Raw genomic sequence first — 17,485 nt, 5'->3', positions numbered from 1 at the left:
GTTAGAGGTTGATGGTAAGTCCGAGGGTGATTGTTTTGGCCAGTGGGTAGGCCTGGCCATTGGAGCTATTCATCTCGGGATCCCATAATTTAAATTTGGAGAAGGTCAGCAAGTTCGTGCCCATGGCATATAGGCGTGCCGATTTGACGCCAACTCTTTTTGTGAATCCATTGGGTATGGCATAGCCTATATCCAGGGTTTTGAGCCGCAGGTACGAACTCTCCCTAAGCCAATAGGTTGAAGCGCGGTAGTTATTTGCGCTGCCCCCATAACTGAGCCTTGGATATTGGGCATTTACATCTTCGTTGACTCCGAGTATCCAGCGGTTGGATTCGACCACATCGGTCAGAATATTTCCCCAGTCCCCCTGACTGAATGGGTATACCGTGTAACCATTGATAAAGAAGGAAGATTTTCCGGCACCTTGAAAATGCACGCTCGCATCAAAAGACTTGTAATTTGCTGATATGCCAAAGCCATAGATCAGGTTGGGGTAACGTGTAGCGCCGATCGGTACGATATCGGTATCGTCAATCTTACCGTCACCATTAATATCCTTGTATTTGATATCCCCGGGTGCTGTGCGTCCAAAACTTTGGGTGGCGCTGCTACGGATATCTTCATAGTCTTTAAATAGTCCCAAGGCAATAAGCCCTTTATTCTGATTAACCCGAAACCCCGAAAGGGTGGTGTAGGGATAGTTGCTAAACTGATCATCGGCTTCCAGGATCTTGTTTTTACTGTACGTCATTGTGCCACGTGCAGTTAAACTGAGCTGATTGATTTTTTGGGTAAACCGCATCTGTCCATCAAAGCCTTTGGAGAGGGTAGATCCCACGTTGGCCCGGGGATCCTGCCCCTGTAGGCCTACCACAAAAGGAATATATTTACGTTCCATGTATATTCCGTCACGCTGTTCATGAAAGTAGTCAAGCTGTCCGCCAAATTTGTCATTGAAAAAAGAAAAGTCGAGCCCGAGGTCGTGTTTGGTGGCAATTTCCCAAGTAATGGAGTTGGAGGCTATACGCGAATAAGTGAGTCCAGGGTAGAGATTTTTGCTTTCGATATCGCCCCAATTGTAGCCGAGATTTTCATCGGTGCTGAAAGAAGCTAGATACGGGAAGCGTACGGGCATGGCGTCATTGCCTACCTTACCAAAGGAATATCTGATCTTGAACATGTTCATCCAGGTAAGCTGTTCTTTGATGAATTTTTCTTCCGCTATGTTCCACGCGGCGGAAACTGCCGGAAAGAGATCAAACTGATGGCCTTTGGCAAAATTCTCTGACCCATTGTATCCGAAATTGAAGTCGAAGAAGTAACGTGATTGATAACCGTAGGTAAACCGGCCTGCAAGTCGCTGATTTCGGCGTTCTATGCCTTGCATGATATCTTCACCATAATTGGAGGTATTGACGCGCTTTTCCTGGGTATACTGTATTACTCCACCTAGGCTATGGTCTTTGATGCGTTTGTTGTAATGCAGTTCACCTTGCATCGTTTCAAAGCGGTCACCAGTGGCATTGGAACGCTGGGTCAGCAGCTGCTCGGTAATTGTTCGCTTGAGTACAAGATCGCCATCTGAGTTGCGTAGCCGTTCGGCCATCCAGCCTTCTGGCCATTTCATTCTGCGGATATTATTGTTGTTGTTAATGTCATATCCAAAACGTCCTACAAAACGTAATCCTTTGGTCAGCACATCGAGGTTTTGCTCCAATGTGACATTGGTCTGCAGTTTGTTTTCCCAGTTTTCGATATATCCCTGCTGTGTGATCAGTACCCATGGATTCTGCTTCTCGGCCCCTCCTCTGGAGGCGACACGGCCATCGCTATATTTAATTGGGATAGAAATCGGATTCTGGCCCATAAGCGAAGCCCAGATTTCATCATAGGTGCCGCCCGGGAGATTTTGCTTGCCCAGCGACCCGCTGATACCCACTCTCAACAATGTGGATTTGGTGAGGTTCATATCAATATTGGCGCGGTAATTCCATCTTTTATAATTGGCATTGGTATTATAATTCTTGAGGTTCTCGTCGGTTTCGTACATCCCGCCTTCATTGATGTAACTTCCGGATACAAAGTAGCGAGCCAGTGAGCCTCCGCCGTCGAAGTTGAGCGAGCTACGTTGTGTAAAGGCACCGTCCTTTAAAAACATATCCATCCAGTTGATGTCGGGATAAAGATCGGGATCGAGTCGATTTTTTATGAGAAAGAGCTCCTCGGGGGTGTAAAAGGGTTCTTCGTTGCGGGTGATGCGTGATTCGTTCATGAGGCTTGCATAGGTGTGTCCATCAACATACCGGGGCGTAAATGTTCGTGTATTGTAGGAGGTCTCATGTTTGCCATTGATGCTCACACGATCTGTTTTTCCTTTCTTTGTCGTGATCAACACAACACCGTTGGCGCCCCGTGAACCATAGATAGCGGTCGTGGAGGCATCTTTAAGGATGGAAAATGATTCGATATCTTCAATACTGATCTCATTCAGGCTACGTTCGAATCCGTCGACGAGGATGAGTGCGGAAGTGCCTGCACCAAATGTGGAAATACCACGTATCCAAAATTCGGACATGTTGCTTCCGGGCTGACCGCTGGACTGCATAGCCATTACACCCGCAACATTGCCCGCCAGGGCGTTGGTGATACTTGAGGTCGGTGTCTTTAGCTGGGAGAGATCAACCGTGGTGACAGCACCCGTTACCGTGGCTTTCTTTTGTGGTCCAAGCGCTGTGATAATGACCTCGTCCATGGCTCTATGGTCTGCCTCCTTTAGGATAACGTCTATTTTTAGATCGTCTTTTATCAGTACTTCCTGTTTTTCGTAACCGAGCATAGCAAACACCAGCCATTGGTATTTTGATGCTTTAATCGTATAGTTTCCTTTGTTGTCAGACGCTGTTCCCAGTCCCGGTTGGTCTTTTATGGTTACCGTGACCCCGCTCAGCGGTTCCTTTGCCTTGTTGATCACACTTCCTGTAATGGTTACCGGTACACGCGAACCGTTCTGTGCATAGTTGAGCGTAACGGTCATCAAAGCCAGTAGGAGAATTAGAATTCTTTTTTTCATCGGTTTATTATTGGTCAATATGGCCCTTCGGACGCTATCTTTTGATCACAGCGTTTTAAGGGATCTTTATGTATGCTTCTGAATTGCTTTATTCAATAGATATGGTCCGTATGCGTTTATTGTTGCGCTCGGCGATATAAAATATCTTGCGTTGTTCATCATAGGCAATTCCGGTCGGATCAGCAAACCGGGCTTCCTTGCGCGGGTCGCCGTCAATGTAGCCGCTTTTACTGCCATCGGGCGTGGGGCTGCCCTTGCCTGCAAACGTGCTCACCACACCTGTGGGAGCTAACGTACGGATACTCTGGTTGTACTGGTCGCAAAAGTAAAAATCATATTCGTCGGCCTGGCCTGCATAGTTGGGGTTCTTGACAAATACACCTTGATAAGCGCGCTCAATTCTGGCGGAGGTGCCGATGGCATCGACGTCACCTTTGGCCGTCGGGCTGCCGGCAAAGATAATGGGAGGTTGCAGTTCCCGGGTCGTCCAGTCATATAGGCTCTTGTAAATACATCCGTAGGAAACGATGTAGGCGTAATTGCCTGTTGGATGAAAAAAGATCAGCGAACTGTTATTGGTGTTGCCGCCGATCTTAAACAGTTCCTTGGGTCCGAGCTCATTAAGGAATGGATCAAACACAGCCTTTTTGATGGCGATACCTGCATAGCCATTGTAGAACATATTGTTGTGAATGGGGTGTGGGGCGCAAGAGTAGGCCGCAGGATCATACAGATAAGGGTGTACCCGGCGATAGTTTTCGGAGCGAAGGGAGTAGGCGATCGCGACCTTGGTTCTGGCAGTCAGATTCTGGTTGTCGTCAGTGAGGAATAAGGTATCTGTATTTGCACTTAATGTCGTGGTCTGCATTTTTGTAAATCCGGCCTGTCCGTTGGTAATGAGTGTCGAGACTGTTTTCGTTTCCAGGTCTACCCGGCGCACCGCCCTGTCCAATTCGGTGACGAAGAGCGCATTGCTTTCAGGTTCGTAGGTGATATAGGCTGGATAGGCAAATCTTGCCTCATCAAAATTACCATCTATAATGGATGAATTGCCGTTTTCATCCACATTCCCGGCGAGAGTGCCTACGGCGGTACTTTTGGCATACTGGAATTCATCGGGGAAAATGTGTTCCACCGATTCTCCGGAGCTGCGGCTGATCACAACTTTTACTTTTCCCGAACTGGTGTACCGCGGGATCATGCAGTAGATCTGTTTGCCGTTTGATCCGACAACTTTGAGTTCCTGCTCGCCGATAAAGACTTTAATTTTGTTGACATCGTTGCCAAAATTACTTCCTTCGATATACAGCCTAGTGCGTACCGCCCCTTTTTTTGGGGCAAAGTCGTTAAAAAGGACCGGGCCGGCAGGGGCATCGGCCGTGGTTTCGCTGGCACCGTCTTTTTCCTTACAAGAATAAAAAAGGATACCGAAAATCACAGCTATGCTGAGGTGTATGAAGTTCTTTCTACACTTTTTCATTATAAATTTTGGTTAAATAGGTGAAATAAGATCTGTGTTGTATGGTTTCTGGCAAGGGCTAATTATCCCGGCCGCTTGCCAGGAGGACGTTGACACACCAGAGGTAGGGCGCCTGCCCATGAAAGTCACCGGTATGGCGCGGACGATCATAATAATATTGCTTGTCATTCTTTTTATTGGTACCAACACAGACATCGGATACCGCTCCCTCGGCGCTTACTTTGTCAACGAGTGCAGGCCATGCCTTTTCTATGGCTTTTTTGTAATCTTTTCCAAGCCAGCCTTGCTTTACTCCGTTGATGAAGGCGTAGGTAAACATCGCTGAACCGGAAGTCTCGGCCCAAAAATCTTTTTCGTCGATCAGCTGGTTCCACAATCCATTGGACTGTTGATACCGCTTGAGGCTTTTCATCATCTTGAGGTATCCGGTCATGATCCGTGGATAATCCTGATGGGATTTGGGGAGATTTAATAGCAGCTCGGTCATTCCGGCGGCCATCCATCCATTGCCCCGGCTCCAGTAGAAGGGTACATCCGGGGCATGATAGAAAAGGCCGTTCGGGCGTTGCAATTCATCCAGGTAGCGTACCATTTCTTTGGCTGCGCGATCCAAATATTTGATATCTCGACTTACTTTGTAGGCTTGGGTCTGCACGATCGTAATCATGTACATGTCGTCGATCCATAACCTTGTTTGCCAAGAGTATCCTTTCGTGGCCCAATCTTTTTCCTGCTGTGTGGCATCTGCCGGTACTTGCCATTGGCTGTCCGCATAGCGCATTCCCAGATCTTTGTAATCGGATCTAGGATGATGTTGGTAAAACGCAAGAGGCAAGCTTCCAAACATGTTTAAATCGACGTGATTCATCGGAGGAAGGAATTGTTTCTCTGTGGAAAGCAACTTTTCAAATTTTTGTTGCACTTGCTCAAGTAACTGTTCATCTTTGCTGATAGCGGCAAACTTAAGGGCGCCAGCCCAATAAAATGTTTCGGGGTAACTTATCCATTTTCCGGCATGGAGCGCATGCTTTGCATGGACAAATCGGGCAGCGATTCTTTTACCGATCAGATGAGGGCTATAGTTTCCTTCGAATTTAAATTGATCAGATTGCTTTTGCGCATAAGCCGACGGAACACTTGTCCATACGATCAGGCAATATAGGAGGATGTTCGTAAGGCGGGAAAAATTGCTTTCTTTTGGTAAAAAGAAGCTGAAAAGTTGAGCGATGATGTTCATAATTTAATTCGGTTAAATTCTGACGATCTTCAAACTACGCGAAGTATAGGTTTGATTTTCTTGAAATTCGCGTGCCCATTAAGCCGGAATAAAAAGTAATCGTGAATTTGGGTTTATAACTTGGTTTTATCTAATACTGCTAATTTCGGGTTATGTACAATATCAATTCATTCATTCTTTTGTTGATTTGTCTCAGATTTTTTTTAATCTGTTTTCCAACGCGGTAAGATATGCCAAACAGAGCGAGCAGAATTATCTTGCGATCTATAGTGAAAAGACAAGTAAAAGTATAGTAATTATTTAGAAGATAATGGAATGCCGAAGGCAGAGGTAGGGGATAGGTCTCTAATTGGAGAAAATAATCTGTATTTCTTGCTATTGGATGTTGATCGGAAGAAAATATGGCTGATTTTTGGTAAAATAAAAAAGGTTTTCAAGCTGGGAGAATGAAAACCTTTCAATAACCAATTATAAACCTAATAAGGTGCTGTAAATATCGTTATTTTTGTTTTATTTTTCAATTTTTTGTTAAAAAAATGCCATTTATTATTTTTTTTACTATTTTATTGATGCTTAATAGGTTTTAATTGAGTTTTTTCTTGTTTTTATTGCTTTTGTTCTGTATTTCTTTTGTTTTTAATGAATAATAGTGTTTTTAGTATGGGTAACTGCTGTTTTTTTTGATTAAATCTTGTTTTCTTATTCCTCTAATTGCTACTTTTTTAAAAATATGTTATTAAACTTTTTCTATTGCGAACTTGTTGATAAGATATATGAAAATATGATGCGATCTAATTGTGTCAAAAACTGTATTAAGGCCTATTTATACTGTCTGTTGTCAGTCAGGTGACCCGGAAGGTCATTGGGAAGCAGGAAATCGCTGTACCAATAGCAGCACTGAGACGAGAAGGTTGCCCGGCTCCCGCTGCTTATAACAAAGGTATCTAACACTTATTTGCCCCTATGGCGCCTTCTCGTATCGAAAGCGGCATAGGGCTACAAAAAGTAAGGTTTATTTGATCTTAACCAGCTCGACACGGCGATTTTTTGCTTTGTTTTCTTCGGAGTCGTTGGCTACAAGCGGTCGCTCGGCGCCGTAACCTTTGGCTGATAGGCGTGACTTGTCTATTTTTTGCCCTACTAAAGCAGTCATCACCGCGTGCGCTCTATCATCAGATAGTTTTTTATTATGTGCCGCATCACCTGTATTGTCCGTATGCCCTTCAATGGCGATTTTAAGGGAGGGGTCATTTTTTAGCGCTTCGGCAATCTGAATAACCAGATCAGTGCCCGCTGTGGTTATGCTGGACTTATCGGTGTCGAACGTGATGTAAACAATTGATTTTCCGGTCTCCGATAGATCCTTGCTGATGTCGTCTGCCGTGATTTTTTGGATGGTTTGTTTAAAGTTGTTTTCCTGCAGTATATTCAGCTTGGCACCAGCATTATTTGCTGTATATTGAATAAAGATATTGCCCTGATTTTTACTACGGATGACGTATACACGGATCTGTTCATCCGCATAGCCAATATCACCCTCGTCACCTTTATAGGGGTCTTGTTTATGGTACCGTTCGTATTCTTCGCGCGTGATGGTGCCATCGAAAACTTTAACAGCACCTATTGATGCTAAGTAATCTTCCATACTCTTTTCAAAATAGCGTTGTGAAAACTGCGTACCCTGCTCATTGGTAATATTTGCTTTATACAGCCTTCCCTCGTAGGGTTTCATGATGCCATTAATCGCGAAATAGCAAACATCAAAGTCCTTATTGATGGGTTGGTTCATCTCCTTATAGCCTTTTGGTGGGGTAAAAAAGGGGAATACACCGATATCTGCATCCGAATAGGGGATGCTCGCAAGCTCGAGCGTTGCCGATGTGTCAATTTTAGCAGGCTCCTCCGTCGCTGTTGTGTCTTGCGGAACGGGTGGCGCTGCGGTTTCTTTTGGTTTTTGATTACAGGAAACCATAACTGCTGCAAGTGCAAATAATAGTGCTGTTCTTTTCATGATCTGTTCTTTTCTTTTTTTGCAATGACAAATTTTGTGCCTAAAGGGCAAATAACAGGCTGATTTATTATAAAACAAAGCATGCTGTAGTTGTGACCGCTCACCTTTATTAAAAAAACATTTCCATTGGGAAATGGCTCTTTCTTTTGATCTTGACCTGAATATTTGTATGTTCTTACCTATAACGCGGCATCTTCAAGATATTACGTAACTCCTCCTCCGTGTAGCGCTTATCGCCACTATGGAGCAATTTGAATCCACAGACAAGCCGCAGTCCATTCATCGAAAAAAAACGAAGTTCATATACATCCCTGGAGTAACCGGTAAGCTCCATCAGTTTGCTGCGTGGCATTCCCTGAGGATAACCATGCTCGATGCTTTTGGATTTATAGAGTTCAGCAAGCTGCTTTTTGCTGAGCCTGCAGCGCTCACGCGTACTATGAGCCGGCTTTTGACCAAAAGATTCAATAAAACGATTTAAGCGTTGCCCGGTTTTCCAGACCATAGCACCCGATGTGACACCCATTTTGGCTTCCAGTTCTTTTGTCGTCGGTGCCCTGCCGAGTTCTTTGGCGAGACTGAGGTAATAGTCTTTGATGCTAAACTTGGTTACGGGTATTTTAGTACCGGCGAGATAACATAAGTTGTTCCAGCCAAATTTTTCCTTCAGGTACCAAACCGAGGGATAATTGTCAGGTTTTAGCCGTTTGTAGTCTTTATAATATTTGATACGGTGCTTTTTGATCAGCTTGATCACTTTCTCTTTGGCTTCATCTACCGTCATCGTGGTGACCCGAAAGTGAGACTTTAACTTGACGTACTCCAGTACATCGGCCCAGCTGTTGACATTTAGATGCCGGTAATAGGATAATGGATTGTAGAGTCCGTTTTTCCTTGTGCAATCTGATATATTCGGCGATCGCCCATGTTTAAGGTAAAATTTGACCAGTGAATTTTTTAGCTTTCCAATGGAAGGAATTCTACGGTCATTGGGCGCAAATCCGGCTGCTGAAATAAACTTGTTCCAGGATCCAAAATAGTTATTTATAGTAGATGATTGTGCAGAAAATTCCCTGCGCATGGGAATCCGGCCGTTCATTTCATAAAAATCGCTTACCAGGGCCAATAGTTTGGCTGTTATCTCTTCTTTTGTTCTGGTATTAGGCTTTAATCCCGCCGCAAGAATAAATTTGTTCCAGGCGCCAAAATATCGGCGTGCGATCGTATTGATGTCTTCCATCTCCCGCCGGACCGGAGTTCGGCCATGTTTGGCGTGAAATTCACGCACTTTAGAAAATGCATGGGCAATAATATCTTCCTGTGTTTGTTTCAAATTATTTCTCCTCCTTCCTATACGATGATACTATTGCCGAGCCAATTGTAACCATAAATTTCTTTTGACTTAACCTTTTGTTAAAATCACAGAAGTCATGGAAATCGATTGATAATGCTGTGCATATTTTGAGAACCGATTCCAGTGTAATAGGAATACTGCCTATCTGGTAACCCTTTAATGATCGAATATTAATGCCCGTCATATGGGCTAACTCCTGTATAGGAAGTTTTGTGAAGCGCAAAATCTCATCGATACGACCTGATACCGACTTAGAAAGTTCGTTTTTTTTAGCTGTTTTTACCATGCTAATATGCTTGACTTAGGTTTACTATAAAACAAGATAAAATGACTGTTAATATAAAGGTAATAATTTTTCTTTAATTTTACGCGCCGTATAGTGCCTCGCTTGCTATTGCTTACTTTGAAAGTAAGAAAGGGGTACGCACAAGGCTGTGGTACCCCAGGTATTAAGGGAAAAAAGGGACAAGATTAATTTTGACGTTTGATACTGATGTTCAGGTAACGGTTGTTGTCAAAACCACTCAGGGCATTGACGATAACGACACCATATTTTTCGTCCGGAGTCTTAAAATAAAATAGGCTTCCCACCTTCAGGTCTTCTAATTTGAGGTTAGCTGTCTTACGTGAGATCGCATTCGTTTTTATGGCTTCACCTGAGGTCAATGTATTTAAAAATGCACTGGTCTGATTGTTTTGGATGCCCGAAAAATAGGTTGCGCGGCCTTTACCTGCAAGATCGGTAAAATCAAAGGCACCAAATGGAATGGGACTAGCCTGAAGCGAATAGATGTTGTATTTAAAGGTGAGACTTCCATTGGGTTCCACGGTGTACGTCCGGTACATACCTAGATCTATTTTCTCCGGATGTAGTTTGGCCTCGGCATAGGTATAGGTTTTACCTTCCATTAGGTCGATAAAGCAGGCGCTGCTCCGGTTTACGCTATCAGGCATATAGAGCACGCGGTTGTTGAGATGAACGTAATCGGACAGTACATTGTAGGTAACGGAGGTAGAGCCATCCCCCATAAACACTCCTTCTCTGTCAACGGCCATAATCCGGAAGGTGCTTTCGCCGACTTTATCGGCTCGGATCTTGTATACATAGCGAAAACTTCTTTTTTCTGGTTCCCCTAATGGTATTTTTAGGACAGCGGCACCGGCTCCATTATAAAAGATCCAGACCTGGTGCATATCTTTGGATTTGGAGCTGATGGTAAAATCAACGAAGATGGAGTCACCTACGGCAACATCCTTATAGGTGCCGATATTGTGTTCGTTTTCCATATGAAGCGTGACGGATACATCTTCAAATAGATTGAAAATATTGTCGCCTTCACGTTTACAGGAAAGTAATGTACCCAATAGGAGCACAACGAATAAATAGTTTGCTTTCATCTGTAAATAATGAGGTATAATAGCTGTTAAATAGGAACGATTCATAACTAATCATTTAAAGGGTCAAATGTACCGCCTTCATATCCGATAGTCTGCTCCAACAAAGGGGAGGAGTTCATAAAGGTATTGGGAAGGGGATAGAAATAATAATAGTCACGGAAGGCAAAGGCACCATTGGAACTCTCTGCACGCAGGTTGTAAGGATATTTAAAATAGGTCAGTACCGTATCGCGGTTGTTCATATCCAGACTTTCGCGATGGCGGATACCGGCCGCCGCGTTTACCGATTCGAGATACGTTTTTGCTGCCCCAGATTTTGCTTCAAATAAATAAGTCTGAATAGTCCCCTGCAAGGTATGCATACGCCGTGTCCGGCGTAGGTCGTGATAGCGTTTGCCTTCAAAGGCAAATTCAATCTGCCGCTCGTTCATCATAAGATCGCGCATCTGCTCTTTGTTGGATGCCAGCGATAAGCCATAGTCAAAGTTTCCCTGTGCTATTCCGGCGCGCTGGCGGATGCTGCGGACAAGTTCCTTGGCAAGGGAGAGGTTGCCCGTTTCATTGGCTGATTCAGCATAATTCAACATTACCTCAGCAAAACGGATTTCGATCCAGTCCATGCCATTGCCGCCCATATCGTTGGCAATCCCAACAGCTGCAGACGAAAGTGCCGGATTGACAAATTTTTTACAATAAAAAGATTTAATGGAGAATTCATCTTCGGCATTACTGTAATTCCATTGTTTTCTTCCACTCTTACCACTTAAAGGCCATTCGGCACCGTTATAGACAATGGTATGTTTAAATCTGGGATCGCGGTTTTTCCAAAACAGTGCGTCGTCATAGCTTGTATTGCTGCTGTTGGCCGGGGTGCCGTCCTGCATGGGGTAAGCGCCTAACAATAGGGTCGTAGGGACATAATAATCCGCTGGTGACCCGCCCTCGGATGCAGGACGTGAAGCGCGCTCAACAACCGTGAACCGCTTTGGTGATGTCGCTGAATAGGAACGGACAATCACGGCCTCGGTATTTGCAATGCCTTCTTTTAGAAAGATCTCGTTATAATTGGGCAGCAGTGCATGGCCGGCGGTTTTGCATAGCTCATAGGCTTCTTTGCTTGCCTGCAGCGCTGTCTCCCAACGTTGCGCCTCATAGGGGTGCGTGGGGTTATCCGTAGGATTGAACTGCGGGCTTGCCCAGTACAATAGTGCTTTGGCTTTCAGTGCTGCCGCCGCGGCTTTTGTTATTTTTCCGCGACCTGTGGCATCGTCCCACAACACACCATCGAGATTGACCATGGCCGAATCCAGATCGTTTACGATCTGCCCAAAGCAAGCCTTTGCCGAAGCTCGGCCCTCCAGTTTCAGGTTATCGGGATTTTGAGGTTCAAGAACCAAAGGTACACCGCCGTACAGCCGGGTGAGCTCAAAATAAACCATAGCACGTAGCGCATAAAACTGGCCTAAAAATTTTTTCTTTACATCAGTCGTAAGCGTGCCTGTTGGGATATACGCAATGGCATTGTTGCAACGGGCGATGTCAAAATAGCGGTTGTCACCGACATTGGTACCCTGATATTTGCTTGCAATGTATTTGACATCATTGAGCATAATTTCACCACTTAATCCCAATACTTTTTTGCTAGGGCCATTGGTTCCCGAGAAATAGTTTTCGTCACTGGCATAGTGCATCTGCATGTCATTGGTGGTGATCTCATGGGGATGGGTCGGCATAATCATGGCATAAGTGCCCGCCAGATAAAATTCTATTGCGCCTTCGTTGTCCCAGATACGGGCGTCAAGACCTCCGTGATCGACCAGTTCAAAAAAATCATCTTTACAGCTTTGGGTCATAAGGACGGTACTGGATGCCATGAGTAGGGCTATGATATAATTAAAATGTCTTTTCATGTCTTTGTATATTAAATGCCAAAGTTTAAACCAAAGGATATCGTCCGGATGGTCGGATAGTTATATAAGGATGAGGAATAGGGATCTCGGTGTTTAAAGGGGGCTACGATCGTCCATAAGTTATTGCCGGATAGCATCAGCTTGAGTGAACGTACATTGATCTTATCGGTAAAATTTTTGGGTACACTCCAGTTAAACACCATATTGTTGATCCGGATCGTCGTCCCGTCCTTCGCCCAGAATGTCGAGTTCCATTTTCTCATCATGGCTGCATCATCGTAACGGGGGAATCTGCCATCGGGATTATCCAATGACCAATGGTCTTCCCAGAAGCTGGGTACATTGACTTTATCGGTAGGGGCAGTCATGGCCTGTGATTCATAAAATGCTTTGCCGCCAAAAACTGCTCGGAAGTTGGTGTTCAATGAAAAAGATTTATAGGCTAAACCAATGGTAACACCCGTAGAGAAAATAGGCGATGTATTCTCAAACATGGTGGTGAGATCTTTCTCGGTAATTTTTCCGTCGCCATTGGTATCTTCGTATACTGTCCAGCCAACCTGTGGCACTTTACCATCGATGGTATAGTTGGGGTTTTTAGCCAGAAAATTATCCACATCCTGCTGTGTACGCAGCATATCCACATAGATCAGTCCATAATTGCCGGTATTGTATTTGCGGGAGTCGGTACCCATTTCGACCTTCCAGTCGGGATAGGAGAAATCATAGAGCTGGAATTTGTTGAAAAACATCTGTGTGGTATAGCTGCCCGAGTAGCCAAAGTTCATGTTGGTGGATAGCTTAAGCCCGTTGGAAAATGTATTTTGGTAACCCAGGGAGAATTCAGTCCCCCAGCCTTTGCGTTTTTGGTAATTTACCACCGGTGCTTTGAATCCGGCATACATGGGGAAATTTTCATCATTGCCTTTGTCAAATACATCGTAAGAATCACGGAAGTAATACTCGAATCCGAAACTCAATTCATTATCAAACCAACGCGATTCAATACCAAAGTTAAACGTACGGTGTTTTTCCCAGGAGATATCTGGATTTGCAATAATTGTCGGGTTGAGGGATGCCACTGGGGTCTCGCCATAGAGGTAACCAGTATTGACCAGGTCTACACTAAAGCGGTCCTGCCAAAGACGGGCGTTGACGCGATCCTCGCCCACAAGACCGTAGTTGGCCCGCACTTTTAGATAGCTGATATAGTTCAGCTCTTTAAAGAAGTTTTCTTCGCTGACTACCCAGCCTGTCGCGACTGTGGGAAACAAGCCCCAGATATTGCCCTTGGCAAAGCGGGAGGATGCGTCCAGACGGGTGATCACCTCCACGAGGTATTTTTTCTTATAGTCATAATTGAAGCGGCCGAAGACAGATCGTTTTACGGCCTCTTCAATACTGCGGCCATTATTCGTAAAAGTAGATTGGTCGAAAGCCCAATATTCATCCAAATTCAATAGCTGTTGGTTGGTCCAATAGGCCGATAAGCCCTCGGAATTGGATGCCGATTGCTCAGCGCCAAGCATCACAGCCATATTGTGATCGCCAAAGGTATTGGCATATTGTAACACAAGATTACCTTGGTAACTGCTTCCCTTGCCCAGTGACGGAGCAATTTTTGTTTTGTTGCCATCCATACGAAAGGTGCTGTTGACAGTATTGGTATAGAGTAAGTTGTTATTGCCCCTGCGTACAAAGTCGTATAGATCATAGGCTGGAAGGTATTCCTGACCACTGGATGATGTGCCGGAATGTGACACTTGGATACGTGCATTAAAACCTTTCAGTGCTTTTGGGGCATAATTTAGCGAAGCATTGATGCTATAGTTTGAATTGTTTTGCTTTTGATAATAACCTGAATTTATAATGGCCAATGGATTGGTGTTACTATTGGCATTGATGTTGTTAAAGTTGACAGGCAGACCATCGATCTGGATAGGTACCCATTGCGGGGTGGTAATCAGGGTCTGGTAGAAATTCTGGTCGCGGTCATCGGACAGACTATTTTGGCTGTTGGTTTTGGTATTATTGACGTTAAAAGCTACATCTGCCTTCAGTCCATCGATGATTTCGGCATTGAAGCCCGATCGGAATGAATATTTTTGCTGGTTCATGCCTGCATAATTGCCATCTTCTTTTTGGTAACTGCCGCCGGCAAAAAAGGTGACTTTTTCACTCCCTCCGGAAATAGATAGATTATGCCTTTCCATTTTGGAGGATTTCCACAGTTCGTCATACCAGCTTTTGTAGGGATTGGTTTTGAGGTAGGCAAGATCTTCATCCGAAAAGAACGAAGTGGGCTGCGCATTGTTCAATGCATAGGTTTCATTCAACAATTTGGCATGCTGATAGGCTGAGAGCATTTTGGGTTTGACGGTGGCATCTGAAATACCGATATAGCCGTTGTAGCTCAATTGGGGCTTGCCGGCTTGTCCTCTCTTGGTCGTGACAAGGATAACTCCCTTTGCGCCCGAAGCTCCATAAATAGCTGCTGAAGCATCTTTTAAGATCGATATATTTTCGACCATAGAAGCGTCTAGGTTTTCAAATACATCCGAAGTAGAGATGATCCCATCAATGACATATAGCGGCTCGTTGGTAACACCCTGTAATTTTGCCTGATCTGAGGCAAAGGCATTCCGGACATTGAGGGTAACGGCGGCACCTGGTCGGCCGGATGATTCGCTGACACCTAGGCCCGCGACACGGTCACGTAGGGCTGCAGCAATATTTGCTGCGGGAATATCCTGGATTTCTTTGGGATCGACCGAAGCCACAGCACCCAGTACTTCACCGCGTTTTTTTGTACCATAACCCACGACGACGACTTCATCAATACTTGTATTGGATTCAAGCCGAATGGTGATGCTTGTTTTTCCGGTCATGTCTATCTCCTGCACTTTATAACCGATGTAGCTGACAATAATGACTTGATTATCGGTAGGGAGATTGATGTGGAATACCCCATCTTCGCCGGTCTTGACCCCGGCTTTACTGCCTTTGACCAGGATGGTCGCACCATGGACCGGTTTCCCGTCGGGGTCTAATACACGTCCGGTTATACCCGCAAATTTTGTGGTCAATAAAATAGGCCTTTCGGTTAAGCTGTGGGGATAAAGCGAGATGGGGGCGAGCGCCATCAAAGGACAAAGTAACTTAATACTACTTTTCAGTAGTGTTCTCGTGAAAAATTGGTAATTCATACAGTTCAATTGTTTAATAATTGGTGTTTCAAGAAAAGTAAATAATTACTTTAGTTATTGGTTAGCAGACTCTTTCAGGTTACGGCATGATCCATGTGATGGATAGGTAATCTTAGGCAGAAAATGGGATCTGAAAGAACTACGTTGCAATAATGCAATTAAACTTTTATTCCACTGTCCTGAACTGTTGGTAACACACAAAAAAAGCCTTCTCCAGCAAAGGAGAAGGCCTTATGTATAAAAGTAGGGGTGATTTTTTTTGCTAGTTTGCCGTTAATGCGACGGCATTGAGTTGTCTGGACGTCCCGTCAGGACCGACAGCAACGATATTGTCGAAGATCACGCGTGTACCCGGAACAATGCCATTTAAAGCAGATGCCATGCTTGAACTTAACTGGCCGCCCGAAGTGGACAGTACGATTGCGTCTGCACGGGGTTTGGCAATAATCATCGTAAACTTGGTCACTTTAAAGGTAGCGTCAAAGTCAAAGTTATCCAGTTTCGCAAATAGCGCATTTTGTGCTTTCAGCGCTACTGTCGCCATGGAACCGCCTGTTTTACCGGCAAATTTGGCAATCGGATCCGGGATTCTTTTGACACGGAATTCGGTCGAACTCAAGGTTTGTGTCTTGCCTGGTGCCACTTCGGCGGATACGGCAATGCGGGCAGTTCCCGGTGAACTTACGCGTACATTATATTTGCCACCGCCGGCACTGGATATGCTCCCGCCACTCATGCTTACACGGACTTTATCGGTAGGTGTGCCTGGAGCTGAAACGGAAATCGGATTATTGACGCCGATATACAGGACATTCATTTTATCCGGTGATACCACGGCCGAAGGACGGGCCACCTGATAGGTCTGCTGGGGTGTGCGATATTCCTTAAAGGATCCATCAGTCTGTTTGACTTTAATCACGCCAGTCCAGCTAAAAATACCTTCCCGGTTGGTCGGTACGGAGTATACACCTTTACCGTCCACAATCTGTAATGCTGAACCGTTGACAGAGATCGCCGGCTCGGACTTGGAATCGGATGCAGTTAAAAAGACTTCTGCTTTGTAAGGTTGTCCCTGTACCAAGTAGGACGTGGGAGCAACGGCTACTGCAGCAAACTTGTCCAGATTGACCACGGCCTGATCCATTTTGCCCAGAATGATCTTCACCACATCAGACTCTGCATTTTGTGCATCGGTCTGGATCTTTGTCAGAATGGTCATCGCCGCGGTCAATGGCGTGCCACTGCCGAAATTGATCTCTTCCCAGGATCTTTTGCCATTCACCGACTTCTCCGGATTCTTGGCTTCAAGGGAAAAAGAAACCATTTTTTGCTCTTCAGGTGTCAATAATGCCAATAACTTGGACCGGGTTTCATTAATCTTGTCCTTTAGAATCGTTCCTTTTTTCTCATTGATCATCAGATTGGGAGAGATATCTTCATTTTCCCGTTTGACAAGATCTCCCTTTTCTTCATCGTATCCACCGCCCTGTTTGACAAACTCTTCTTTCAGGGACAGAATATATTTATCGAGCTCGCCAATAATAGCCTGTGCTTTTTTTGCTTTATCGTAAATGGGTTTGGCCCTTGCGGGCTCCTCCTTTAATTTGGTGTTTTCAAATGCAGCGAATAGCTGTTGTACAGCCGTGTTGACATTTGACTTGGATGTTTCGAGACTGTTGTTGATATTTTTGAATGCATCCAAGATTGAATCCGGTACATTGAGTGCCAGTAAAGCAAGCAAGACCAGATAGAGGATGCCGATCATCCGCTGTCTTGGCGTTTCTCTTCCTAATGCCATTTTTTCTAATTTAAGTAATAC

General features: G+C 44.8%; 10 protein-coding genes. All 10 read right to left on the bottom strand.

From position 1 onward, the window contains the following. Position 1 precedes the first annotated feature (1 nt). The 10 genes from DCO56_RS18310 to porM all read right to left on the bottom strand — a co-directional run bounded on the left by DCO56_RS18310 (position 2) and on the right by porM (position 17,464). A complete protein-coding gene (locus DCO56_RS18310) occupies positions 2–3,070 on the bottom strand; it encodes a SusC/RagA family TonB-linked outer membrane protein (protein WP_108635209.1) in 3,069 nt (1,022 codons plus the stop codon). Between the two features lie 88 nt (positions 3,071–3,158). Beyond that, positions 3,159–4,550 (bottom strand): IPT/TIG domain-containing protein, encoded by a 1,392-nt coding sequence (locus tag DCO56_RS18305; protein ID WP_108635208.1) that lies wholly within the window; start codon positions 4,548–4,550, stop codon positions 3,159–3,161. A 58-nt stretch (positions 4,551–4,608) separates the two neighbouring features. Continuing rightward, entirely contained in the window at positions 4,609–5,787 is a 1,179-nt protein-coding gene (locus DCO56_RS18300) for a glycoside hydrolase family 88/105 protein (protein ID WP_108635207.1), read from the bottom strand. A 1,012-nt stretch (positions 5,788–6,799) separates the two neighbouring features. Further along, positions 6,800–7,798 (bottom strand): OmpA family protein, encoded by a 999-nt coding sequence (locus DCO56_RS18295; RefSeq protein WP_108635206.1) that lies wholly within the window; start codon positions 7,796–7,798, stop codon positions 6,800–6,802. 175 nt (positions 7,799–7,973) lie between these two features. Beyond that, positions 7,974–9,131: a homing endonuclease associated repeat-containing protein gene (locus DCO56_RS18290; RefSeq protein WP_108635205.1), complete on the bottom strand. Its 1,158-nt coding sequence runs from the start codon at positions 9,129–9,131 to the stop codon at positions 7,974–7,976. A 1-nt stretch (position 9,132) separates the two neighbouring features. After that, positions 9,133–9,438 carry a helix-turn-helix domain-containing protein gene (locus DCO56_RS30100; RefSeq protein ID WP_108635204.1) on the bottom strand — a complete coding sequence of 102 codons (306 nt, stop codon included), beginning with the start codon at positions 9,436–9,438 and terminating at the stop codon, positions 9,133–9,135. A gap of 185 nt (positions 9,439–9,623) precedes the next feature. Further along, a complete protein-coding gene (locus tag DCO56_RS18280) occupies positions 9,624–10,595 on the bottom strand; it encodes a hypothetical protein (protein ID WP_108635203.1) in 972 nt (323 codons plus the stop codon). 2 nt (positions 10,596–10,597) lie between these two features. After that, on the bottom strand, positions 10,598–12,460 hold the full coding sequence (locus tag DCO56_RS18275) for a RagB/SusD family nutrient uptake outer membrane protein (protein ID WP_108635202.1): 1,863 nt from the start codon (positions 12,458–12,460) through the stop codon (positions 10,598–10,600). A gap of 11 nt (positions 12,461–12,471) precedes the next feature. After that, a complete protein-coding gene (locus DCO56_RS18270; protein ID WP_108635201.1) occupies positions 12,472–15,666 on the bottom strand; it encodes a SusC/RagA family TonB-linked outer membrane protein in 3,195 nt (1,064 codons plus the stop codon). 262 nt (positions 15,667–15,928) lie between these two features. Beyond that, positions 15,929–17,464 carry a type IX secretion system motor protein PorM/GldM gene (gene porM / locus DCO56_RS18265; protein WP_108635200.1) on the bottom strand — a complete coding sequence of 512 codons (1,536 nt, stop codon included), beginning with the start codon at positions 17,462–17,464 and terminating at the stop codon, positions 15,929–15,931. Between the last annotated feature and the right edge of the window lie 21 nt (positions 17,465–17,485).

Origin of the sequence: Sphingobacterium athyrii (assembly GCF_003071065.1) — a bacterium.
Lineage (GTDB): Bacteria > Bacteroidota > Bacteroidia > Sphingobacteriales > Sphingobacteriaceae > Sphingobacterium > Sphingobacterium athyrii.
Note: the sequence above shows the minus strand (reverse complement) of the source record. Positions and strands in the feature narration are given on the sequence as shown.